Below are 1,149 nucleotides of genomic sequence, written 5' to 3' on the forward strand. Positions count from 1 at the left end.
AGAGGGAGCAAATATCCAGCTACCGTGGTGCGCCAGAAAAAAATCTCGTAGCGAGGCCACAGGATATAGACGAGCGCGAGAGAAATTGTCCACGTAAGGAGAAATGTCCCGTCTAATTTTGTTGATTTTAGCGCCAAGACAGAAGTAATGGCGGAAAATATGACTAGCGAAAAGATTGCTGTTACATTCAAAAAGACCTTTGGCATTGCCAGCCAGAAAATGGAGAACATCTCACCCAGTCGTGCGTTCCAGCCCCACCACTGACGTGATGCGTGGTCGGCAAACCAAGAAAGACGCTCGACAATGCCCTGGCCATTGTCGATGAGTCCAAGCGCATAATCTTCGCCGTTTATGGGAGAGAAGGTGATGGTTGCTGAGAATAGGATAATCAGCAGCAATGCGGCGAGCGCACTTAAAGCAGGTGAAAGGGAACTATTTTCGTCCGCCCGTGCGAAGTATTGAACAAACAGGTCTTTCATACAGCTCGTGAATCYTCTTCAATAAGATATGTCGGACGCCCCTTGGCCTCTATATACAGCCGTCCGATGTACTCACCGAGAACGCCAACGGAAATAAGCTGCACGCCACCGAAAAACAAAATGGCGGCCATGAGCGATGAATATCCTGGTGTTTCATTGCCAAAGATCAAGGTCTTAAAAATAACTTGCAACATATACAGCAGCGCTGCAACTGAAACGACCATTCCAAAGTACGTCCATATCCTCAATGGAACGGTACTGAAACTGGCGATGCCGTCGATTGCGAAATTCCAAAGCTTCCAAACGTTGAACTTTGTTTCGCCTTTGGCTCGGGCTGGCCTTTCATAAGGCACGCCAATTGACGAGTAGCCAGGCCATGCAAACAAGCCCTTCATAAACCTGTTGCGTTCCGGCAAAAGGCGAAGCGCCTCGATGACCTTCTTGCTGATGAGTCGGAAATCGCCTGCGTCGCTAGGAATCGGCAGATGTGATGCCGAGTTGAAGGCCCGGTAAAAAAGACCAGCCGTAACACGCTTTGACCGGGTGTCGGCGTCTCGCCGTGACCGGACGCCAAACACGGTATGGTAGCCGTTTTGCCAATTCTCGATCAGCGCCGGAATGATCTCTGGAGGGTCCTGGAGATCGACATCCATGATGATCGCCGCATCAC

The 1,149-nt window shown here is 50.3% G+C and carries 1 protein-coding gene and 1 pseudogene; both read right to left on the reverse strand.

Annotation, left to right across the window (positions count from 1 at the left end):
- Positions 1–479 (reverse strand): hypothetical protein (locus AC1DUU_RS32595; RefSeq protein ID WP_476787415.1); only part of this gene is annotated, 479 nt, incomplete at its 3' end.
- Positions 476–1,149: pseudogene (locus tag AC1DUU_RS32600) on the reverse strand (glycosyltransferase); the annotation flags it as partial. The gene AC1DUU_RS32595 and the pseudogene AC1DUU_RS32600, both read right to left, overlap by 4 nt.

This window comes from Aminobacter sp. P4_H6_2 (genome assembly GCF_056400805.1).